Here is a 21,949-nt window from a genome sequence, read left to right as displayed (position 1 = left end):
TAACTCCTAACTCCTAACTCCTAACTCCTAACTCCTAACTCCTAACTCCTAACTCCTAACTCCTAACTCCTAACTCCTAACTCCTAACTCCTAACTCCTAACTCCTAACTCCTAACTCCTAACTCCTAACTCCTCCCTCCTCCCTCCTAACTCCTAACTCCTAACTCCTAACTCCTAACTCCTAACTCCTAACTCCTTACCTCCTATCTCCTTACCTCCTGTCTCCTTACCTCCTTACCTCCTCCAAAGAGTTAGGAGTAAAGACTATTAAAGAAAGAGATGACATTAATCCCATGATCAAAACAATTTTCTTATCATCTCACAATTGGCTGAACCCAAAACTAAAAAAAAGATTAATTATAATTCTGACTTTTATTTACAAAAATTTATACATTAACGTTTCTTTTTGTCCGAGTATTTATATAAGGCTTTGATGCCAATGATCTCATGGAAGATACAGTCCAAAATTCACCATCGATTCATTTAATGGCAAGCTCAAACCCTTATAACTATGTTCAATTTAAGGTCAAAAAAAAAATTATTTTTTTTTAACTTATAAGCTGAAATTATTCCCCAGTAAGGATTTCAGATTGCATGTCACTCCCCCAGCAAAAACACATATTTTTTTTTGGTCACAAAAAAATAGTAAACTGCAAATCGTGTGTAAATAACTACCCATGAGCAACACTCTACTTGTTCCCATTCATCTTGATGCTTTGTGTCTGGCCAACGACGAGCAAGTCCTCGATCCCATGGCAGACTACAGCCTACTACCCTATAAATATCAAGGGGAAACCCATGCTTCGGGAAATGAAAACCTCAGTGAACAGATTCTCGCCCCCTTATTCAACCACCAATTGACTCTGGAAGCGGGAATTCACCTCCATTGGTCAATACCCGATGCCCTAACTACAGGAACCCATGATACCTTCACTACATTTCCTCAAGTTCCCAATCGTTGGCTGATTATCCGCCAAGGAGGAGACAAGGGAGATAAACAGTGGGTGGTCGAAAGTGACTATCTCTATCCTGAACGTGAATCAGAGGATAATAGCCCACCACCAAAGGCGATTAATATTCTCATTGACCCACCGGATGTAGTTAATACAGATCCTAATGATGCCAGCACCTATCAATATCAACGTTATCGCTATATGGGGCGAAATTGGGAACTGGGAGAATGGAATTCGGATGATGCTAGTAAAGAGTATGCTGCAGCTTTAACTGCCGTGGGTACCAATGCCACTGTACCCGTATTGGATCATGTTAAAGCTACCTTTGCCGCATTTTATCCTAATTCCTACAGTGTTTTTGGTTTCCACGACCCTGATTACCCCACAGAGACTCCTGGATTAGATTTACAGTATGATGTGGTGGGTTGGTACAGCGATGGTGGACAGGATTGTATCCAAAAGTTTTTAGAAGAAAATAGTGGGGTTACTGACTCCGAAGAATTACTGGCACTTCTACAAGAAGAATTTAGTTGGACGATTGAGTCAGGAGCAGCCATACCACCCCAGACTATCTATCATTCTCGCATTACCTTCAGTGGGAATGGTGGTTCCGCAGATTTATCCCAACCTAACCTAGCCGTGGGAGATTCTCCCGCCGAAGCCCTGGCTGCTTACTTAGCAAATTCCTATCCCAATAAGGATCAGACTATTGGTGGCAACTCTAACAATACCATTGGCAAAATCGTTGAAGAACAGTTAGAAGCCCTGCAAATATTAGAAAGGTTAGAGTTTAACAAGCTCGATATGTATGCCAAATTCCGAGCAGGAAGACATGAAGTGGGGTTTGGTACGGAGAAAAATGGCTATCTGTGGTCAATTATGCCCCAGGTTTCCAAGAATGAGTCAGACACTACGGATACTTCTTCACAGAATGACTTAACCTTACCAGATGATTTAGCCCAATCACTGAATGAACTGAACATCATCCAAGAGCAATATAATCAGGCTCAGCTAGACATAGAATCCTTGCAGCGTCGGTTATATAGCCAATGGTACCTTTACATGAGGGACGATCCCAACTTCTACGGAGATGTCAATGATTACAGCCTGGTGCCTTTGCGAACAGCCATGGCTACTGCGGGAGAAATAGAATTTTCTGGACAGGGAACCAGCACCACAGTGACAGCGAAAACCTTGCCCTTTGAAGTTGTATCGAGGTTAAGTAGCTACTTCAATGATTACATAGCTGCGATAGATCAGGCCGTTGAGGGAAGTTATAGCAATTTTTCTGATTATATCAAGCCAGAATTTAGAAACTGTGGGATTGAACTATCTGATAATCCAACTGTTAGCATAACTAATCAAGGAGAAGCAAACTTCTATGAAGGAAGGGCTTGGAATATTGAGGATGGAGGACAAACCTATCCCGTTAACGTAGAAGGGGGGATTTTTACCATCTATATTCCCCCTACAGCCTCTCAAATCGCTTATAACCTGGTTGGTGCTATTCGTAACTTAGGAAGTGCGATCGCAAACTACACAACTTCCACCACCCAATACCGCCTCTGCCAAGTTCCTAGTGACAATTACTGGCGTCCTAGCGATCCCTTTGTCCTCTTGACCGGAGACGCAGCCAAAGCTTCCAATCGTTTTGGACAAGATGGACGGTTGCGGGAGGATGGTTTCTTAGAATGCTACCCGATAGATTTTGATGTTACTAACATTACCAATGATGTGGATGGGCTTTTAGCAAAAATTGATAGCCTTAAACCCTCATCAGGAGAAGACTCCATTAACTTTAATACCTGGAGTCAGCAACCTTGGAATCCCTTTGCTTTCCAGTGGAATGTCTTGAACTATCCTAGTCGTGAGATGACGGGGGGAGTGGTTCAAGATTATCAACCCAATCAAATCCTGGATAACTATAGCTTAGAACCCAATGCCATCGACCTCCAACTGAAACCTGGCAAGGAAAGCAGTTTTACCCCAGATGGTAATAGTTATAAGGGGTTCAGCATTTTAACCCCGTCGGCGGGAGAAGAGTTAAGCGGACAACTGACTAGTTATTTAAACGCACAACTTTTGCCCACTTACTACTATCAAAATAATATTCCCGAAGACGAGCAAACCCCAGACTACCTGAGTGAAAATTTTGAGGCGGTTAAATCCTGGTATGAGGGTACGGACGATGTACAAGGAATGACCGAAGAGCAAAAAGCCCAAGATACCATTTACGTAGCCTTGTGGGCTTATGAACAGATGGAAGATTTAGACTGTCAAGCCCAAACTATCGGTGGGTTTAACGACACCATCATGCTCTCCCAACCCACTCTGTCACTAGAAGTGGACGATCCCCTCACTACCAATAACACAGCAAAATTGGTAACGGATCAGGTGCGTTGGACTTTAGGCGATAGCAGCATTCAATACGAATTCCTCTCAGGAGACATTTTCAACCCGATCCGCAGTGGAGGAATGACCATCGATCAATTGTGGTTAGTGGATAGTTATGGACGACATTTTACCGTCATTGACCCAGATGCAGGACAAGCGGATTTGGTAACTAGTAGCCGGATGACTCCCCCTGATAACGTTGACTATCAATTTTTATTGGCACCTCGTTTCGCCCAAAATGCCCGTCTCAACTTCCACTGGTTAGCAGCCGATGCTCCCAGTGAGATTGAAATGACTACCAAGCCAGCCCGAAATCCCGTTTGTGGTTGGATTGTCCCCAATAATCTCGACAGCACCTTGAGTATTTATGACCAGCAAGGAAAAACTTTGGGTTCCTTAGATCGAGCTGGTAATTGGAGGCCTGCCCCTGGAGGCTTTGGTATTCCTGATGTCGCCAGCATCTCTAATCCTCATCTGCGCAAGCTGGTAGACTATCTCCTCAATCAAGGACAAAGTTTTCAACAACAGTTTCTTTCTACCTTAGACAATTCCCTAGCCACCATCGATCCCGAAGGGTTTGCCCTCCATAGCACTCTGGCATTATTAATTGGACGACCCATGGCTGTGGTACGTGCCACCTTTAGCTTAGAGGTTAAAGGGTTACCTGTGTGCGATCCTACGGTGAAAATTGAGAGCGCTGACCAAGAAGTACCCACCTACGGGTATACCGAAGTTAAAGTTCCTATTCGTTTAGGGGATTATCAACAACTCAACGATGGGTTAGTGGGTTATTGGCGAGAAACCCCCGTGGGCACTGATGGGGATTATGACTATGAAGGAAATATTTTCTATGCACCCCAAAGTAACTTAGCAAATGACAGTTTGATTCAAACGGAAGCAGAAGGGTTGGTGTATTTCGAGCAAACCGTGGATGCACCACCCCAAGGAGTGACCATGTTAATCGATCCTCGGGGCACAATTCATGCTACCTGTGGTTTCTTACCCAACCGAGAATTGACCTTACCGTCGGAAAACTACACGACCGCATTACAGTCAATGGAGGTGAATTTCCTGGCTACCCCAATGTTATGCGATCGCCAAACTGATATGACAATTGACATCCACGATGGCGAGCAACTCGATCCCCCAGCCTTTGATGCTAGCAGTGGTTTAGCAATTCCTGTCCCCCAACAAGCTAATGCTGTGTGGTCTTGGGTATCCCTAAGTGGTGACGAGTGGTCAGAAACCACCGACATTGAAGGGGTTAACCCGACAGCAACGTTTTCTGAACCCCAACAACTGTATGAGGGTTGGTTGCAACTGAGTCGGGCACAGGAGGAGTAGTTAGGAGGTAGGAGGTAAGGAGTTAGGAGGTAAGGAGTTAGGAGTCAGGAGGTAAGGAGTCAGGAGTCAGGAGGTAGAAGTGACCAAAGCCCTCAGTCGACTACATGTAGTCATAAAAGATTCAATTGTATTCTATCTCCTGTCTTCTTATCTCCTAACCTCCTAAATTCTGTCTTCTTATCTCCTAACCTCCTAACCTCCTAACCTCCTAAATTCTGATACAAATCATGTTTTCAATAATCAAATCTAAGGAGCCGAAATAATGGGAGCATTAAGTCCCGAGCAGATTGGGCAATTAGTAGGTATCACTAATGTCCAAGAATTCAGAGAATTTTTAATGTATGATCTGGGCATTTCTCTGCTTAATGAAGTTGTTTTAGCAACTATTGCCAATGAATTTCACCTGGGCGAACTAGGGTATGCCTATGACCAAGAAAATTCTATGCACCAATTTTCGTGGGCAGCGACGATTAATGTCGCACCGGATGATGAGGTTTCCGATACCTCAGAAGAACCCCAAAATGTAAATGCAGTAAATGCCAATATCCTAATTCAGGTTGAGGATGCGCCAAATACTGAACAAGACGGGCTCTATGGTGGGACAATTGACATTCCTCTAGATGATTCAGTTACCTATACTCCTACAACCTCTGATGATGGCGAGACAGAATATATCGCACAATATGACGATGGTACCCTCGTCCTAAGATTTACCTTATTCTTCCAAAATAAAAAGTATCCAGGTCAATCCCAGACCTCATCCATTATTACGGCAAGTCTCGCTGCTGACAAAAGTCTAGAGATTGCCCTCCAAGACCTAATTCGTACAATTTCCTTCGGACTCAGTGATTTAATTCCCCTGGAGTTATTGAGTTATTTCAAGGTGAACAGCAGCATCGTGATGGTGATTGATTGCCCTGCTAACCCAAATAATGCTGGTAATTCCAACACCGCAGTTGCTAAGAAACGCTCAATGCTCTTTAGTATTGGTTTCAATGGTGTCGTCAGATTCAACGAGATTCCCTTAGTTTGCGAAGTATTACCTCCTGAACTAATCGACAGTGAGTTTGCCTTTGAATTTTTAGTGGCACTACAAGAATTCTCTCGCAAACAGCTAATGCAAGTTAACTATTTCCTCGAAGAAATAGGAGTACCTCTAAGAATAAAACCCCCCTGCAACAGCACAAATGTCCTGAAACGGGGTGCTTCTATTGGCGCTCACTTTGAAATTGGTCCCTATGCCAAAGCTTGGTTAACCCCCTTATCCCGTCCTAAGACTACTACTCCTCCTCCTGCGAAACCGAGTAGTAGTTTAGTCCCAACTAGCGATGTGCAAGTACTTGCTGCTTCCAGTTCCAATGTCAGCTCCAATGACGAAGAACTTCCCGTTACTATCACCGAAAATGGTGTTTGGTTAACAGTACAAAAATCCTTTGGTCCCCTGCATTTCGAGAAAGTAGGACTCATCTATAAAAATCAAAAAATTAACCTAACGCCTCAATTGGTTGTAGAGGTATCCCGTATGGTAATGACCCTTAATGGGTTGTCCATAGGTTCTCCTTTAATGGAGTTTTCTCCTTCGTTTAACCTGGATGGTTTTGGCTTAGAAGTGATCACCAGTGGACTAGAAATAGGTGGCACTTTCCTACTAGTTGAGGGCAGCAGCTACGATGAATTTTTAGGAACAGCCGTTATTGGCTTGAAAATTGGTAAAGGGGGCAAAAAATGTCTCTCCCTATCTTCCATTGGGGCTTTTGCTAACTTTACTGAGAACGACAATTTTGGTCTCTTTCTCTACCTAGCACTCAACTATCCCTTGGGAGGGCCACCTTTCTTCTTCGTTACCGGCATATCAGGGGGATTTGGTTATAACTACCGACTAATTGTTCCCACCTTGGATGAACTAGTAGCCTTTCCTTTCGTGGATGAGGCAGTTCATGATCAAAAAGCACCGGATCCTGCTGAGAGTGCCCAGGTTCTGGCTGATGAGTTGCTGATTTTGTCTAACTATATGCCTCCGGAAGTTGGGGCTTGGTTTGGGGCAGCAGGGATTAAATTCACCTGCTTTAAGATCATGGATGGCTTTGGACTGTTGAACATTGCCCTGGATTCCAGTGGGTTTGAGATCGATTTCATTGCCATTGTCACTTTAATGCTGCCTACCACCATAACTGGTCCGTTTGAACCGATAGCGGTGGCAGAAATGGTGATGGAATCAAGGTTTGCTCCTGCTGAAGGGGTGCTCATGGTGCGGGGACAACTAACCCCTAGTTCCTATGTGTTTAGCCGAGAGTGTCATTTAACAGGGGGTTATGCTTTCGGGCTGTGGTTTGCTGGAGATCGGGCAGGGGATTTTGTTGTTACCCAAGGGGGCTACCATCCCCGTTTTTATGCTGCGGATCGTTATCCTGATGTACCTCGCTTAGGCTACAGTTGGCAGATTGACGATAATGCCTTTACCACCGCCCAGGTCTATTTTGCTCTGTGTGGCTATGGAGTAATGGTGGGTGGACTTTTTGCCATTGCCTTTAGGGCGGGGGCTCTGTGGGCTGAGTTTGATGCGGGGATTGATTTCTTAATCAGTTGGAAACCCTACCATTATGATGTTTCCTGGCACTTCTTTGTGCGGGCGGGGATTGGTGCCCTTGCCGTGGGTCTGGGGGTCAATGTTCGTTTTTGGGGTCCAGACTTCGGTTGTAAATTCAAGATCAGAATTATCATTATTACCGTCACCATCAAGATTGGGGATCAAACGTCTCAATATCCCAATCCCATTGACTGGGATGAGTTTAGGGGAGCTTTCTTACCCCCAGATGATGAAGTGTGCAGCATTGCCGTGGTTGATGGTTTAAGCAAGCAGATTATCCGCGAAACAGACGGCGCAGAAATCTGGGTGATTAATCCTAAAGACTTGGAATTGACCACCGATAGTATTATTCCTGCGAAACAGGTACAAACTTGGGGTGCTGACCAATCTGTGGGTACAGAGATGGCATTTGGAATTAATTCCATGGGAATTAAGAAAGATGAATTAACCACCGTCCACAATGTTACTATTACCAGGAATGGTGACGAAGAGGGTGCTAAAGGGAAATTCAAGTTTATACCCATCACCAAATATGCACCCGTTGCTGCTTGGGGTGATCCTATTTCTTCAGAACACATTGTTCCCCCGGAACCTAATGATGACCCATTTATCGAAGATGTGTTCTTTAGTTTCCAGATTGTTCCTGCCGAACAACCCAAACCTGGAGAAACCGATGTAATCGGCGTTGAACATTTACTCTATGACACTTTACCCATCGATAATTCTTACATTTGGGAAACCATCGCAGCATTTATACCCGATGCCAGCTTAACAACGGAAGAGGAAAAACGCGATCGCATTAACGAAACTGTCGAAAATAATTCCCAACGGGATGACCTTTTAACAGCATTAGGCTTTGACACTAGCAAAGTCAGTATCCATTCTGGTGTTTCGGATAGTTTTATCTTTGCACCGCAGGTTAGTTAGGAGGTAAGGAGGTAAGGAGTTAGGAGGTAAGGAGTTAGGAGGTAAGGAGGTTAGGAGTTAGGAGGTAAGGAGGTAAGGAGATAGAAGACAGAGTTTAGGAGATAGAATACAGAATTTAGGAGGTAAGGAGTTAGGAGGTAAAGAGACAGAATAAAACTGAATCTTTCCTGACTAAATGTAGTAGACTAAGGTAGGGGATTTAGTAAATCCCGACTCCTCAACTCCTAATCTCCTAACTCCTAATCTCCTAACTCCTAAACTCCTAACTCCTAAACTCCAAACTCCTAACCTCCTAACCTCCTTACCTCCTTACCTCCAAACTCCTTACCTCCTGTTTAAGTTAGGAGGGAAGAATGACAAATCAACCAGCTAAAAGTTTTCAAGACTTGATTGTTTGGCGCAAAGCCCATGAATTCGTTTTGTTGATTTACCCTTTTAGTCAAAGTTTTCCTAACTCTGAAACCTATGGATTAACTTCTCAGTTGAGACGAGCTTCTGTTTCTGTTCCAGCCAATATAGCTGAGGGCTTTAGAAGAAAAACTCTGCCTGATAAGCTGCGGTTTTTGAATATAGCCCAAAGTTCATTGGAAGAATGCCGATACTACTTAATTTTGGCAAAAGACCTTAATTATGGTGACAGCACTAAACTGATGCAGCACTTAGACGAAGTAGGTAAGCTACTAAATTCTTATTCCTACAAAATTGAGCAAAGGAATAGGAGATAGGAGGGAAGGAGGGAAGGAGGTAAGGAGTTAGGAGGTAAGGAGTTAGGAGGTAAGGAGGTAAGGAGACAGGAGGTAAGGAGACAGGAGGTAAGGAGACAGGAGGTAAGGAGGTAAAAAGTAAGGAGACAGAATACAGAATTTAGGAGGTTAGGAGTTAGGAGGTTAGGAGTTAGGAGTTAGGAGGTAAGGAGACAGAAGAAAGAATTTAGGAGGTAAAAAGTTAGGAGGTAAGGAGTTAGGAGGTTAGGAGTTAGGAGGGAGGTAAAAAGTTAGGAGGTAAAAAGTAAGGAGGTAAAAAGTAAGGAGACAGGAGACAGGAGATAGAAAACAGAAGAAAGAATAAAGAATAAAAATAATTCTTTCCTGACTACATGTGGCGAACTATAATCTTTGGTAACTCCCACCTCCAAACTCCTGACTCCTCAACTCCTCAACTCCAAACTCCCAACTCCTCAACTCCTAACTCCTAAACTCCTAACTCCTAACTCCCAACTCCCAACTCCAAACTCCTAAACTCCAAACTCCTAACTCCAAACTCCTAACTCCAAACTCCTTACCTCCTAACCTCCTAACTCCTTACCTCCTAACCTCCTTACCTCCTAAAAATAACCATTCACAACAGGAAATAAAATTATGAGCGAAATGCCCTTTGGGTTTACCTGGTGTTATCAAGAAACGGAGGATGATGATCAACAATGTCTGGTATTAGTTATTGGGGAACCGGAGGATGTTCCCCCACTGGATATCGAGATCAGCAATATCCTCTCAGACAAAACTATCGCTATTCGTCCTATGGGCGGGGTAAGTCAAGCCGATGGGGACAATTACCATTTTAAGTTGGCTTTTTTACCTGGCATCTTAGCCGATCCTAGTGCGATCGCTGTGGAGAGCGCAGATTGGTCAATTAGCTTTGTTTCCAATGCAGATGGAGTCAGTATTTACCTACTCTGGACAGGGACAGAAACTTGGCTGTCTGACCAAGACACGATGAAGGTTATTTTAACCGGAGTTGCGGCTCAATCTTTTGATAAAATAACCTCCGCTGATGTGACAATTAGTTGGGAATTTGACCAGGGAGGTATTGAGGTAATGAGCCCGGCGAAAATCCCTGAAGGCGGTGATTACGATGAAAACATTACTCTGGAATTAACCATGGTTCAATCAAGCGGAAAATCAAACATCCCTCTTTATGTTGGTTTTGTGAATTGTAACAAGGTTCTCAATACCTATGATGAAGCTAGCAGTTTACAACTGCGCCTGACTAATACCAACCTTCCCACTTCAGCAGCTCCTGATATTATCTTCCACTATGATGCAGATATTAATCTTTGCTCTCAGTTGGTAGTAACTTTAGAAGTGGGAACAGCAGCGGATGTACCCTGGGCCTTAGGAACACGAGACCAAGTTAACAATATTACCATCTCCATTGCGGGAGACCAATGGCAACAAAATGGCGATATCGAAACCATTGAAGTAGAGGGAGTTGTTCAAGCTTTGCAGTGGACTTTTATTCCCCAAAGTGCTGATGTGGTATTGGCGGCAAGAAAAACCATGTTAATCAACTTGGATAATATTATTACCTCCCATCCCACAGGAGAGGCTAACCTCTATTTAAGTTATCAGTATGTTCCAGGATATAAGGATGGGCAATTTGTCTGTCAAATTGAAAAAGCACCTCTAGTTGTTGATACGAAAGTGCGTATGGGAACGAGAAAAGAATTAGACGGTTTGCTCAATGTTCAAGATGGCATCACTCTCGATGGCGGTGAAATTCAAAATACAGGTCTTCTAAGATTCCGTTCTGATCTAGGTAAAACCGGCGAAAATTATCCTGTCGTGTTTTACAACCAAGATGATAATTCTAGATACATGCGTTTGGATAGTAACTTTAAACTAGAAATCGCCGGTTTACCAGCAACACCCGAGATTGAAACTGAAGAAATGTTAAAGTTGCGGCGAATTGCAGTTACGGGGGTTAAGAACTCTAACACAGTAGCTTTCAGAGTAGGGGCTTTTGAAACGGAAGAAGGCGGAAGGACTCAACTCGATATTGCCCTTTCTGGGCACCCGGACGACCACAACCATTATGGTACCGATGCCGATATGACGGTGATGAGTTTGTGCGCTGACGGCAATGTAAAAGTTACTGGACGAATTAAAGATAAAACTGGATATGTAATTCCTGTGGGAACAGTTGTCCCTTATGCTGGAAGTTCAGCCCCAGAAGGATGGTTGATGTGTAATGGTGAATCTTTTAAGCAGAGTGACTATCCAGAATTGCATGAGGTTCTGGGAAAAGAGAATTTGCCAAATCTTCAGAATCGATTTATCACTGGTGCTGGCGACCATTACACTCTGAATGCGACAGGAGGAGAAGAAACAGTTCTCTTAGAAGTTAAACACATGCCAAAGCATGATCACTCTCCTGATAATGTTTTCAACCGGCTTTTAATGCATAATGGTTACTATACTAAAGGAGACTACACTGATTCCAACGATGGTTCTGGAAGTGAGCCAAACTTGAGGTATTCTAAAGCTATGGCAACTAAAGGTGGTGATCAACGTCATGAAAATCGACCACCTTTTTACGCCCTTAACTACATCATCAAATGTTAGAGGAAATTAGGAGTTAGGAGACAGAATTCAGGAGGTAAGGAGACAGAATACAGAATTTAGGAGGTAAGGAGACAGGAGGTGAGGAGAGAGAATACAGAATTTAGGAGGTAAGGAGTAAGGAGGTAAGGAGTAAGGAGGTAAGGAGTAAGGAGGTAAGGAGAGAGAATTCAGAATAAACAGTCAATTTTATTCTTTCCTAATAACTACTAAACTCCTAACTCCTCAACTCCTAATCTCCTAACTCCTCAACTCCTAATCTCCTAACTCCTCAACTCCTAATCTTCTTAACTCCTTATCTTCTTAACTCCTCAACTCCTAATCTCCTAACTCCTCAACTCCTAACCTCCTAACTCCTTATCTCCTTATCTCCTGACTCCTCAACTCCTGACTCCCTCCAAGCACTACAAATATCAACAGGAAAAATATCATGACTACAACCACCTCAGGACAACAAGTAAAATTCATTCAGTACCATCAACCAGCCCTTGAAAGTGGGGAATACCACATCAAAGTGGAGCAAACTATTTCTGACACCAAAGGCAGGATTCCTGAGGGTATAAAATATCAGAAGGAATTAATCTTTTCTGTAATTGGGGAACGGTTTGAACCCCTGACACCTCAAGACATTTATGCGGTTTTTCCCCCACCGGAAAGCTTAGGTGACCATTCCAACGTACTACCCCATATCACTGTTAACCGGAGTACTCTTCCTTGGGAACGTTATCCTGGTCAAAGTGATGAAAATTTAACTTGGCTGGTTTTACTATTATTCTGGGACTCGGATTTTGAGGATGACGATGATAAACCCAAACTGAAAACTATTACCCTGGGAGACTTAGTAGCGGGGGAATCTGGGGTGAAGTTCCCTTCCTACACCCTTGATGGCGTAGGACAGACAGCAGACGAAAATACTAGCGTATTCGATATCAAAAAGAAATATGTAGCTGATATTTTGCCTACTAAAGCTGATATTGCCTATATTTCCCATGTTCGGAAAGCAGAAGACTTAACAGTTTCAGAAGACGCTACCCCGGAAGAGGCGGAGGAAGAAAAGGAATTTGCCACTGTTGTCTGTAGCCGTCTACCCCAACCCAATGGCACAAGTTACGTCCATTTAGTTTCCGTCGAGGGACGCTATAAAGATGACGGTACGTTTGACTTCCAAGGGGCAGGGGATGAAGACCTGATCCGTTTTGTGAGTTTAGCAAATTGGAGTTTTTCTTGTGTAGATCCTAAACAAACCTTTTCCGAAATACTCAAGAATCTGAATCGTACCCCCAGCACTCCCAGACTCCCGGTTAATGAGAATTCCACTGCGGAAAAATCCTTAGCCATGGGCTATGTTCCTTTATCCCATTCCCTCCGGGAAGGAAGTCAAACGGTTTCCTGGTATCATGGTCCTTTAGCAACGGGTTTTCACTCCGATACCTATGAATTTCCTGCCAAAGCTGCGGATGAATTATTACGTTATGATCCTGAGTTAGGACTGTTTGATACTTCCTATGCAGCAGCTTGGCAATTAGGGAGGATGTTAACTCTGCAAAATTCCACCATAGCCACCAGCTTGTATAACTGGAAAAGGGCATTTAGCCAAAGACTGAAACAGCTAGAAAACATTTTAATTCACTTGCCCTTAACTCCCAAGCAGAGTGCAGCACCGATAGACCTTCCCCTCTATGTCTTCAAGTGGTTCAGAGATTTGGAATTGTTGAAAGGTATACCTTTTAACTATTTAGTTCCTGATGAAAAACTACTCCCCTCAGAATCAATCCGGTTCTTCTGTGTAGATTCTTTATGGGTAGACTGTTTACAGGATGGTGCCTTTAGTATCGGTCGGGTAACAGGGGCAGATGTCACCGAAGATAGTGTAACCCGTTCTAGCAACAGTGGTTTAACCCGCAGTGATGATCAAAAGCTTACCGGAATTATTATGCGATCGCAAGTGGTGGCGGGATGGCCCGGATTACTGGTGGATGGTTATGATACAGCAGTGGCGGATGCGGATTCTATTGACGAGACAGAAGGTAATCTTTTACCCCTATTACGGATGGAGAAATTAGCTAAAGATGTTTTAATTTGTATCTTTAAAGGGGAAGTTAAAACCGTCGATATTCACCAAAAACCTGAAGCTATGCATTCTGGGGTCGATCCTTTTGGGATAGATGATACGGAGATTACCAAAGATTTAAGGAATGCACAAGGAGAACTGATTGTAGGTTCACAAATATCTGTACCTTGGAATAATTTTGACACCAGGTTAATTAATTTTGTGCAACTTGCTGAGAATATGAAAACTTGGTTTAATAGCAGTAGTGGGGGAGGGGGTTCTGTAGATAACTTTACCTCGGCTCAATTTGGCTTGCAGATGATGGAAGGGGTGCAAAAAGTTAGGTTTGTAAAGGAGGAATAGGAGTCAGGAGTCAGGAGTTAGAGGAGGGAGCATGTCAACTTTGTAATTAGGTACATAGATCCCCCCTAACCCCCCTTAAAAAAGGGGGGAATTAGATTGAAAAGTCCCCCTTATTAAGGGGGATTTAGGGGGATCAAAATCAGGGGTTAACAAAATTGACATGCACCCGTTAGAGGATATCTCCCAAGTTTTTTTATACTGAGTTTTGCCCCCCTAGGGCGTGTTTTCTTGCCTCGGAGATCCCCCATTATCCCCCTTAAAAAAGGGGGACTTTGAGAATGGCTCCCCCCTTCCGCGCGGGGGGCTGGGGGGGATCTAAATCTTGCGGAAAACTTTGAAAACACGCCCTAGGCTCTTTCTAGAATGTTTATAGGTGTATTGTGGTACTAGTATGATTAACTAGAGACAAATTAGGAAACAAACAATGAGCAACATCTACGTATTTCATCAGGGGCGAGGAGATAGTGGCTGGCTCTGGTATAACGTTTTTGATGGCAATGAGTGGCTTGGAGATGAAAAAGTTCATAAAACTGGGATGACAGGAGATCCATCAGCAGTAGTATACAATGACCTTTTATATGTGTTCCACCAAGGACGGGGAGATAGTGGCTGGCTCTGGTATAACGTTTTTGATGGCAATGAGTGGGCTGGAGATCAAGAAATTGGTAATACTGGTATAAGTGCTGGCCCATCAGCAGTAGTATACAATGACCTTCTCTATGTGTTCCACCAAGGACGAGGAGATAGTGGTTGGCTCTGGTATAACGTTTTTGATGGCAATGAGTGGGCTGGGGATCAAAAAGTTCCTAAGACCGGAATTACCTCTAGTCCATCAGCAGTAGTATACAATGACCTTCTCTATGTGTTCCACCAAGGACGAGGAGATAGTGGTTGGCTCTGGTATAACGTTTTTGATGGCAATGAGTGGGCTGGAGATAAAGAGGTACGGGGCACAGGTTTAACCGATGATCCAGATGCATTAGTCTACAACGGTCAAATATACGTGTTTCACGAGGGCAGAGGTGATAACGGTTGGCTCTGGTGCAATGTCTTCGATGGCAATGAGTGGGCTGGAGATCACAAGATACATAAAACTGGGATAACTGCTGGACCATCAGCAGTAGTCTATAATGACCAAATTTACCTGTTACATCAAGGGCGAGAAGACAGTGGATGGATGTGGTGTAATGTGTTTAATGGCTCTGAATGGGTTGGAGACGAAGAAGTCCCCAATACTGGTATTTCTGAAGGACCAGGTGCAGTGATTTACTAATTAGTTGCGCCTTGCTGAATTAAGAATTAATTCTTAATTCTTAATTCACCATTCTCTCCTCCTTCAAGCACAATCGCTCCAATAACTCCTTCGGAATTGTCTCAAAATCTTCCAACAAAAAATCCATAATCGCCAGATGGCGCAAGTGACCAGCAGTGGGAGGGTAACAGCGACGACTAGTGTTAAACCAGCCATTAACCGTGTGAGCGGAACAAGAACAGATCAAAGCTATATCGTTCTGCGTTACGTCCCACTTTTGGTAAAACCGTTGTGGTGTCATACCCAATTGGTAGTAACTGTACAGTCGGATTAGAATTTGCTCTCGTTCTGTGATCGGATAGGGACACAAATTTTCCTGCTTCGGTTCCCTCTGTTGTCCAAGCTGCTCAAGACGCTCCATGGCTTCGTGATATTCGATGGGGTGATGAAAGGATTGTTTTTTTGGCATGATAGAGTTACCTAAACTGTGGTTTGGGAGAGAGCCGCGCTTGTGCCGGGTCAAGCAAGAAGCGCGGCTCTTTTTCCAATGATTATATTATAAACATTGGCTAGTATTGTTGTCAAGTGGAAAATCAAAAAAATTATTACAATTTATATAAAAGGTAATAATTGGTTACAATTAAATAGTTAGAATGGTAACAGGTTTAGCTAATAGCAACTTAAGGATAGTTTAAGACATAGTATGTAAGCTATCAGCTATCAGTTATCAGTTATTAGCTTTTGAATGAAAGAGGTAAGCATTATCCCAAAGAGGGAGTGGGAAGCATTGGATGCCTATTGCAAAATAGCCAATCTAAATAAAACCGAGTTATTTAGGGAGTTTGTTCGCTCCCTGCTGACTTACCAACCTCCAACTCCCGACAGTGACGAAGATAGTTCTAGCGGGGAGAGTTAGGGATGGTGTCTTTACCGTGAGCTGAGTACAGATGGGGTTTGGCTATGCGATCGCGTAGCGTCTCTGTAGGAGAATCGCAGCTGTACTGGATGGGATAATCCAGGGGATGTAGAGATGGGGTTTGGGTTTGCGATCGCGTAGCGTCTCTGTAGGAGAATCGCAGCCATCAAAAAAACAGATCCAACCACCGGACTAGTCATTACAAAAAAAAAGACCCATTATCGGGTCTAGAAACAATATAGTTGGAAGTGCATCGGACTATTGAACTTCCAGAAAAGATTTGTGAACAACTTCTATTTCAGGACTTACGCACAGACTCCATGGGTAGGGTGGGCAAGGTTTTGCCCACCCTACAGGTAGCGTTAAATTGAGGGATTTGCGTAAGTCCTATATTTTTAGTTTTTCCCCATAAATGAAGAGCAACTACCAAATAGGTGAAGCTGACAATCACAAATTAGAATAATACTGAATCGGTAAAGAGATCAGGATTATCGATTTGACTAGCCTGAACTCCAACTACAACTGCTAGAAGGTCACCATCGTTAACTATTTGAGTTCCTTGGTTTGTATCAAAAAAGTCCAAGTTTTGAAAATCTGAGTCTACTCCAAAAAATCCTATAACAAATTTAGCTTGACTAAGATCAAAGTTAAAGATAGTATCAAACCCTTCACCTGTAGCTAAAACGACTTGAGCAGCACCTGTCCCTAAAAAGACTTGGTCTAAACCTGGGCTATCAAAAATTATATCATCTCCACCATTAGCAAAAATAATATCATCGCCAGTGCCATCAACAAATATCTCTTGGTCTGAAGATCCTGTTAAAGTGTCATTTCCATCAAAACCAACAAGTAAATCATTGCCATCATTGCTACCGTTGCCATTCAGTTGATCATCACCAGCACCGCCAAAAATTGTATCAGCTTGGGAACCACCATTGATTTGGTTGTTGCCAGTACTACTTCCCATAAAATCACCCTCATCACCAGCTCTAAGATTATCATTGCCACCGTTGCCATTCACTTGATCATCGCCAGCACCGCTAAAAATTGTATCATCTCCCGAACCACCATTGATTTGGTCATTGCCAGCAAAACCTTTAAGAGTATCATCTCCACCGTTACCATTAATCTGGTCATCACCAGGAGTACCCTCAAGCAATTCATTCAATGGTGTTCCATTTATCGTATTAGTCATGTTTATATTCCTTGATAGTAAATACCATCCTTGATAACTAAAAAAATTATCCCAAAAAAAAACCTTGTTTAAATCCTGAGCAGAAAAATTCAGTAATTTGTCTTATCAACCACGGATTATTGACTATTAAATTGCTTAAAATTATAGAATTATCAACAAATTAATTGACTATTAAAGCGTTTTTGGGCTATTTTAATCGTGTCTGAAAATTATACTTTAACGAGAGAATAAAAGTCCAAGTATTAGTGGTCAGATAGTGTTACTGACTACCGGTGTAAAAGCACGATCGCCTTTGGCACAGCAAAGCTGAACGCCTGATTTTAAAAAAAGCCCCCTTAGTCCCCCGAGCGAGCAATCCCTCGCTCGGGGGACTTTTAGAGTTTTATTCCTCCCAAGATTGGGGAATTAGGGGGTAAAACTATACCGATAATCAGCAACTAGTACTAATCATCTACAGCATCAAACTCTACTTAGAGCGACGCAATTGTTTAGCAGCCTGTAATCCCTGATTAACAGTAGTAGTGCTAAAGGCTGCTACCTGAAGCCATGGGACAATAGCTTTGATGCTCTGTTGGACATCACTACTCGTAGTGCAAGTAGCGACAACAGCAAGAGCTATAGGAACGCAGAAATGCCCCATAGTCTGAAGATAATTCTTCATTCTAATTTTCTCCTTAATTTTTTTTAGGAACCAAAGGAGATTAAGCTTAATACCGTTAAGACAAGCACAATATTAAACCTAACCCTAATCTCGAACTATGCATAAGGCTGTGTCACAGTTCAATAACAGTCTAAACTGTTAAAACTCCTATTAGAGTATTGTGATTTTAAAGCTTTTGTTAATTTTACGCTTTTCTATGAATTTTTGGTAAATTTAATTGGTTTCTGGATTTTTTATCTGGAATCCCAGGCTCCTTATTTGTAGAAGCTGTTAGAATATAAAAGACAAGCACAATATTATACTTAACCGCTAATGTCGGATAATCTCGGACTATGAATAAGGCTGTGTCATAGTCCGATTATTCTCAACTTATTGAGCAAAGGCAGCATTACCACAAATATGCCCTTGCCCTAGAATCAACCACCATCCCTTACATCAAGAGTAATTTCAGCAGTGATCACCCGGTCTGTCTGAGAAACAATCTTCACCCGTCTCACCCGACCAGCATAGGGCGTTCGCGCAGCGTCTCCCTAGGAGAATCGCACAATACTCAACTCTGCCAGCTCCTTCTCCACCTCTTGGGATTGCTTCACCAAAGATGCCAGCTGGTACTGCTGCCGCTGTAGATTAGTTTGATACGTCATCATCTCCAGAGAATGCCGGTAAATCTGCTATTGGTAACGAGTTTTTGCAGCATTTAACCGAGCAATAGCAGAATCGATCGCAATCTGTGTTTTAATCCGTTTTTCCTGTAACTGTTGTCGTTTCTGGATTTTATCTTGGTCGTGGATGATATTGAGATAATCCACCTTGAACCGCAGTGGTGGAGCTGCTTCAATTTCCATTTCGACCAATGCTAAATCATTCCGAGTTTTTGCGATCGCAGCCTCCTCCTCACTGAAAGAAGGTGTTGGTGGTTGTTGGATGGGAGGTCACACTGATTTACTGATCAGAAGGGGGTTGAAAAGTAGTTATTTCACACATTGAGCCACTTAACCCTCTAAGGGAATCACTATTTTGTATTACACCCTTGACACTTTGTATTATCATATGTAGTATATATATAACAGAGTAATACAGGCCGCAAACCTGCTTGCTCATCTGAACCTTGAAAATTTCAGAAAATGTGTCCAGGTCGCCTAATGGTAGGGCATTGGTCTGCAAAACCGATTGTGTGAGTTCAATTCTCACCCTGGACTTAAAATATTGCAGTTCCAGGGCGGGTTCAATTCCCGTCGGCACTGCAAATTGGGTTGGTATCCAAGTCAGGTTAAGGAAGCCGTCTGTAAAACGGATGCCTCTGTGCGCCGTAGGTTCAAATCCTACCCAACCCATTCTGGAGAGGTCGCTATTGGCAAAGCAAGCTGTTTGCTAAACAGTTGTGGATGTAAATCTACTGAGGGTTCGACTCCCTCTCTCTCCGCCTTCTGGGAGTGTAGTGTAATGGATCAACACGCTGGTCTTCGGAACCAGAAATCGGGGTTCAAATCCCTGCATTCTCGCTAATCCTGGGAGTGTAGCCTAACGGACAAGGCCTCAGTCTTCTAAACTGATCGATGTAGGTTCAAATCCTACCACTCCTGTTCTACTTCTACAGAAATAAGCTGAAATCCTTCTGTATAAGGATCTGTCTAAATCGAAAACCTGGCAATCCATCCACGTTGTACAAATCGCGGTAACTCAGATGCTACATCAATAGCTAATTCATCAGCAGCCAGGTCTTGACAAATTGCTTCAAATCGATTTTCCCCTTGAAAAGCTTTCAGCAGTTGCCATTCTTCCTTTGTTGGCAGCTCAATGCGCATATCATAACCATTGCGCCAGAGGAATAGTTGTATGCCCCCTTCATCCAAATTCACTTGCTGATCACCTTGGTATTCAGGCTGATTAACCTCCCAAATGCGATGGATAGGGTAAGCCGACTCAATCAGAACACTATTTTTAGGTAAATGGAAAATCAGTTCTCCCCATTTTTCTTGGGGAACTGTACTCAATGCTTGGACATCTAACCTGGTAGCCTCTTCACCATTAAACACCCGATGCCAGTGCCACTCTAACCGCGCCACATCCGGTAAATAGGGTAACTGTTTGGCTGGCTCAAAATTTGCCAGAAAATCAGCAAAGTGCTCGCCATAATCCCCTAAATCCATAGATAGAGAAGGAAAGCGTTGGATATATCTTACTGCTGTTGCATCAAAAAATTTCTCTCCCACCAAACAACAGCAGACTGGATAAATTGACATTAAGGTTTGGCTCAGGTTGCCTAAGACACTGCCACGATAAATGGCTAACCCTTCAGCAGGGGTCAATTGTTTAGCTGCTTTGATGTGTTGAGCAATGGTTTGTGTACTGGCAGGATTATTTTCAAAAACAGCATCGTAAAATAGCTGTTGTAGTGTCCTTAATTCCATGATTATATCGGTTTTTAAGGTTATAGCAAAGGGAATCGGGAACAGGGAACAGGGAACAGGGAGTAGGGAGTAGGGAGTAGGGAGTAGGGAATAGGGAATAGGGAACAGGGAACAGTAGTAAAGAGCTCCGAATAGTTTTTGATGTTATAGCGCTACGCGCAACGCAAGAGGCAAGAGGCATGCATGCTAAAGTTTACTACAAAAGCTTTTCAGCTTGTATTAATGTCCTAACCTTAATGCGTAGTGCTATATGAGAAATCAGCAAGAGTGTTCATGACCTATTTAAAAATGCTATATATAGGTATCCTAAATAAATTGTGATAATTTTTGATCCGAAGTTCCCGACTCCCGACTCCCGACTCCCTACTCCCGACTCCCTACTCCCTTTGTTATACTTACCTGATCTAAATACTCCTGAGCTTTACTCGCTTGAGTCATTAATACCTCAAAAGCTGGGATATCAGTATCCCATTCAATCAGAGTAGGCACCGGACCAAAGCGCTCTAATGTTGCTTGATACAATTCCCACACTGGAGGATGAACAGGATAACCGTGGGTATCAAATAGATACTCTTCCCGTTCTTCATACCCTGCTAAGTGAATTTGTTTGACCCTGGTTGCTGGTATTGTATTCAGGTAATCAAGGGGGTCAAATCCCTGATTAGTAGCAGTGACATAAAGATTGTTGACATCTAGCAACAAGTAACAATCTGCTTTTTCTAACAATTGTTGGATAAATACCCATTCTGGCATGGTTGAATCTGTGAAGCTCACGTAAGCCGATGGGTTTTCTATCAAAATCCGACAACCTAGAAATTCCTGAGCTTGCAAAATCCGTTGGGCTACATGTTCCATCACTGCTTCGGTATAAGGAAGAGGAATTAAATCGTTAAGATAGTGACCATTAACGGAAATCCAGGATAGGTGATCGGAAATGTATGCTGGTTCAATCTGCTGGGCTAACTCTTTTAAATTTGTCAAATACTCTAAATCTAAAGGGTCCGTTGACCCCAAAGACATACCGACGCCATGCAACGTAACCGGATAGTTTTGGCGAACTTTTTCTAAATAGTGGAGTGGTAAACCCTGAGACGTTAAATAATTATCTAATAATACCTCAAACCAAGGTATAGTATGTTTATGAGTAAGGATATCTTGATAATGGGCGGAGCGTAAACCGATTCCAGCACCGTTAATTGAAGCTGAAGAAATATGAGTTGTCATAGGATTGTTGTCATGGCATTATTTTTAGGATTTATCCATGGTAGTGGTGAGTTGACTCTAATTCCCCCCTTTCTTAAGGGGGGTCAGGGGGGATCTTTGTACATAACGCTACTCAGCTGAATCTAATTCCCCCCTTTCTTAAGGGGGGTTAGGGGGGATATGTGTACATAACGCTACTCAACTGAATCTAATTCCCCCCTTTCTTAAGGCAGGGCTGTTTCAAACTTTAATAAGTTAACGATTATTGGAGATAGGGGGATAGGGGGATAGGGGGATAGGGAAATAAACTAAAATTTCCCGAAAAATCCGCCAATTTAGTCATTAAAATCTGACA

General features: G+C 42.9%; 15 protein-coding genes and 5 tRNA genes. 12 read left to right on the top strand and 8 right to left on the bottom strand.

The genetic code is table 11. The features are described 5' to 3' along the window. The first annotated feature begins 677 nt into the window (after positions 1-677). From F6K51_RS28355 to F6K51_RS28330, 6 genes are all read left to right on the top strand, one after another. Complete coding sequence (locus tag F6K51_RS28355; protein ID WP_293026409.1) at positions 678-4,691, top strand: hypothetical protein; 4,014 nt, start codon at positions 678-680, stop codon at positions 4,689-4,691. A gap of 262 nt (positions 4,692-4,953) precedes the next feature. Next, entirely contained in the window at positions 4,954-8,205 is a 3,252-nt protein-coding gene (locus tag F6K51_RS28350) for a DUF6603 domain-containing protein (RefSeq protein WP_293026407.1), read from the top strand. A gap of 353 nt (positions 8,206-8,558) precedes the next feature. Next, positions 8,559-8,930, top strand: coding sequence for a four helix bundle protein (locus F6K51_RS28345; RefSeq protein ID WP_293026405.1), 372 nt, complete (start codon positions 8,559-8,561; stop codon positions 8,928-8,930). Positions 8,931-9,563: 633 nt separating this feature from the next. Then, entirely contained in the window at positions 9,564-11,546 is a 1,983-nt protein-coding gene (locus F6K51_RS28340; protein WP_293026403.1) for a tail fiber protein, read from the top strand. 427 nt (positions 11,547-11,973) lie between these two features. Continuing rightward, complete coding sequence (locus F6K51_RS28335; protein ID WP_293026401.1) at positions 11,974-13,956, top strand: hypothetical protein; 1,983 nt, start codon at positions 11,974-11,976, stop codon at positions 13,954-13,956. A gap of 424 nt (positions 13,957-14,380) precedes the next feature. Continuing rightward, complete coding sequence (locus tag F6K51_RS28330) at positions 14,381-15,229, top strand: hypothetical protein (protein WP_293026399.1); 849 nt, start codon at positions 14,381-14,383, stop codon at positions 15,227-15,229. Between the two features lie 40 nt (positions 15,230-15,269). Here F6K51_RS28330 and F6K51_RS28325 read toward each other — a convergent pair whose 3' ends face one another. Next, the gene (locus F6K51_RS28325) at positions 15,270-15,677 is read right to left on the bottom strand and encodes a hypothetical protein (protein WP_293026397.1); all 408 of its coding nucleotides are present in this window, start codon (positions 15,675-15,677) and stop codon (positions 15,270-15,272) included. A 276-nt stretch (positions 15,678-15,953) separates the two neighbouring features. Between F6K51_RS28325 and F6K51_RS28320 the strand changes: the two genes are divergently transcribed. Continuing rightward, a complete protein-coding gene (locus F6K51_RS28320) occupies positions 15,954-16,124 on the top strand; it encodes a CopG family transcriptional regulator (protein ID WP_293026395.1) in 171 nt (56 codons plus the stop codon). Between the two features lie 11 nt (positions 16,125-16,135). Here F6K51_RS28320 and F6K51_RS28315 read toward each other — a convergent pair whose 3' ends face one another. The 4 genes from F6K51_RS28315 to F6K51_RS28300 all read right to left on the bottom strand — a co-directional run bounded on the left by F6K51_RS28315 (position 16,136) and on the right by F6K51_RS28300 (position 18,834). Beyond that, the gene (locus tag F6K51_RS28315; RefSeq protein ID WP_293026393.1) at positions 16,136-16,312 is read right to left on the bottom strand and encodes a hypothetical protein; all 177 of its coding nucleotides are present in this window, start codon (positions 16,310-16,312) and stop codon (positions 16,136-16,138) included. Between the two features lie 266 nt (positions 16,313-16,578). After that, positions 16,579-17,319 carry a calcium-binding protein gene (locus F6K51_RS28310; RefSeq protein WP_293026391.1) on the bottom strand — a complete coding sequence of 247 codons (741 nt, stop codon included), beginning with the start codon at positions 17,317-17,319 and terminating at the stop codon, positions 16,579-16,581. A 466-nt stretch (positions 17,320-17,785) separates the two neighbouring features. Then, positions 17,786-17,980, bottom strand: coding sequence for a hypothetical protein (locus F6K51_RS28305; RefSeq protein WP_293026389.1), 195 nt, complete (start codon positions 17,978-17,980; stop codon positions 17,786-17,788). A gap of 671 nt (positions 17,981-18,651) precedes the next feature. Beyond that, the gene (locus F6K51_RS28300; RefSeq protein WP_293026387.1) at positions 18,652-18,834 is read right to left on the bottom strand and encodes a hypothetical protein; all 183 of its coding nucleotides are present in this window, start codon (positions 18,832-18,834) and stop codon (positions 18,652-18,654) included. A 274-nt stretch (positions 18,835-19,108) separates the two neighbouring features. Here F6K51_RS28300 and F6K51_RS28295 point away from each other — a divergent pair. From F6K51_RS28295 to F6K51_RS28275, 5 genes are all read left to right on the top strand, one after another. Beyond that, positions 19,109-19,179 (top strand) — tRNA-Cys (locus F6K51_RS28295). Between the two features lie 51 nt (positions 19,180-19,230). Next, a tRNA-Tyr gene (locus F6K51_RS28290) sits at positions 19,231-19,314 on the top strand. 4 nt (positions 19,315-19,318) lie between these two features. After that, a tRNA-Ser gene (locus tag F6K51_RS28285) sits at positions 19,319-19,403 on the top strand. 6 nt (positions 19,404-19,409) lie between these two features. Continuing rightward, positions 19,410-19,482, top strand: a tRNA-Arg gene (locus tag F6K51_RS28280). Between the two features lie 8 nt (positions 19,483-19,490). After that, positions 19,491-19,563 (top strand) — tRNA-Arg (locus tag F6K51_RS28275). A gap of 48 nt (positions 19,564-19,611) precedes the next feature. Here F6K51_RS28275 and F6K51_RS28270 read toward each other — a convergent pair. The 3 genes from F6K51_RS28270 to F6K51_RS28260 form a co-directional block, all read right to left on the bottom strand. After that, complete coding sequence (locus F6K51_RS28270; protein ID WP_293026385.1) at positions 19,612-20,391, bottom strand: DNA-binding domain-containing protein; 780 nt, start codon at positions 20,389-20,391, stop codon at positions 19,612-19,614. Next, a complete protein-coding gene (locus F6K51_RS28265; RefSeq protein ID WP_293026384.1) occupies positions 20,345-20,572 on the bottom strand; it encodes a hypothetical protein in 228 nt (75 codons plus the stop codon). The genes F6K51_RS28270 and F6K51_RS28265 overlap by 47 nt, the downstream gene beginning before the upstream one ends. Before the next feature lie 182 nt (positions 20,573-20,754). Further along, positions 20,755-21,615: a DUF692 domain-containing protein gene (locus tag F6K51_RS28260; protein ID WP_293026382.1), complete on the bottom strand. Its 861-nt coding sequence runs from the start codon at positions 21,613-21,615 to the stop codon at positions 20,755-20,757. Between the last annotated feature and the right edge of the window lie 334 nt (positions 21,616-21,949).

The sequence above is a fragment of the Moorena sp. SIO3I8 genome (assembly GCF_010692325.1).
Lineage (GTDB): Bacteria > Cyanobacteriota > Cyanobacteriia > Cyanobacteriales > Coleofasciculaceae > Moorena.
Note: the sequence above shows the minus strand (reverse complement) of the source record. Positions and strands in the feature narration are given on the sequence as shown.

Excerpts from the sequence above, each read along its gene's own strand:
- F6K51_RS28355 (WP_293026409.1), top strand. The coding sequence starts at position 678 with ATGAGCAACACTCTACTTGTTCCCATTCATCTTGATGCTTTGTGTCTG.
- F6K51_RS28350 (WP_293026407.1), top strand. The coding sequence starts at position 4,954 with ATGGGAGCATTAAGTCCCGAGCAGATTGGGCAATTAGTAGGTATCACT.
- F6K51_RS28345 (WP_293026405.1), top strand. The coding sequence starts at position 8,559 with ATGACAAATCAACCAGCTAAAAGTTTTCAAGACTTGATTGTTTGGCGC.
- F6K51_RS28340 (WP_293026403.1), top strand. The coding sequence starts at position 9,564 with ATGAGCGAAATGCCCTTTGGGTTTACCTGGTGTTATCAAGAAACGGAG.
- F6K51_RS28335 (WP_293026401.1), top strand. The coding sequence starts at position 11,974 with ATGACTACAACCACCTCAGGACAACAAGTAAAATTCATTCAGTACCAT.
- F6K51_RS28330 (WP_293026399.1), top strand. The coding sequence starts at position 14,381 with ATGAGCAACATCTACGTATTTCATCAGGGGCGAGGAGATAGTGGCTGG.
- F6K51_RS28325 (WP_293026397.1), bottom strand. The coding sequence starts at position 15,677 with ATGCCAAAAAAACAATCCTTTCATCACCCCATCGAATATCACGAAGCC.
- F6K51_RS28320 (WP_293026395.1), top strand. The coding sequence starts at position 15,954 with ATGAAAGAGGTAAGCATTATCCCAAAGAGGGAGTGGGAAGCATTGGAT.
- F6K51_RS28310 (WP_293026391.1), bottom strand. The coding sequence starts at position 17,319 with ATGACTAATACGATAAATGGAACACCATTGAATGAATTGCTTGAGGGT.
- F6K51_RS28305 (WP_293026389.1), bottom strand. The coding sequence starts at position 17,980 with ATGAAGAATTATCTTCAGACTATGGGGCATTTCTGCGTTCCTATAGCT.
- F6K51_RS28270 (WP_293026385.1), bottom strand. The coding sequence starts at position 20,391 with ATGGAATTAAGGACACTACAACAGCTATTTTACGATGCTGTTTTTGAA.
- F6K51_RS28265 (WP_293026384.1), bottom strand. The coding sequence starts at position 20,572 with ATGCCTCTTGCCTCTTGCGTTGCGCGTAGCGCTATAACATCAAAAACT.
- F6K51_RS28260 (WP_293026382.1), bottom strand. The coding sequence starts at position 21,615 with ATGACAACTCATATTTCTTCAGCTTCAATTAACGGTGCTGGAATCGGT.